This window comes from Spirosoma jeollabukense, assembly GCF_054777855.1.
The window spans coordinates 1-601 of record NZ_BAAHAD010000098.1; the positions used below are offsets into that span (position 1 = coordinate 1).

Here is a 601-nt window from a genome sequence, read left to right on the forward strand (position 1 = left end):
ATTCGTATAAGCTTCATATTTACTTACTTCATTATATAATCTTTCAGCATGATCGTTCATTCCTTTTATGTCATTTAAATTAGCACTAGGAAGATCATTTAAACTTTTATGATAAATTCTTCTCATAGCACGATTTACATCTAAATTACTTTCTCTAAGAATCCACATAATATCTCTACCTATAAGTCCATAATCCCGAGCACTTATAGAATTAACCGGGTAATCTAATATAAAATCCATTTGCTCTTGTGTTATAGGATTACTTAATTTATATGCCATTAATAATAACTTCAGCTTAATTTCAGGCAAAATATTTAAAAGTATACCTGACGAAACTATTATCATTCCAATTGTACTAACCTTAAAAGGATTATTTAGAATTTCACTATTATATTGAAAAGCTTCTAACATTGCTTTACAAGTATCTTCTGTAGGTACAAATCTGATTATATCTACTGCTTGACTTGTTTTAAAAACTTTACAACCTTCGACAATAGGAGGACCTACATGTAAATCTATAGGATGTCAATTGTAAACTGCTGATTCTACTATATTAGATGTTTTTTCTAAAGCTGGTTTAGCTAATTCTTCTATTATCTTT

Annotated in this window: 1 protein-coding gene; it reads right to left on the reverse strand. The window is 28.1% G+C overall.

The annotated features are described in order from the left end of the window. A partial coding sequence (locus tag ACYVEA_RS34740) for a hypothetical protein (RefSeq protein WP_461117929.1) occupies window positions 1-411 on the reverse strand: 411 nt, incomplete at its 3' end. Window positions 412-601: the final 190 nt, after the last annotated feature.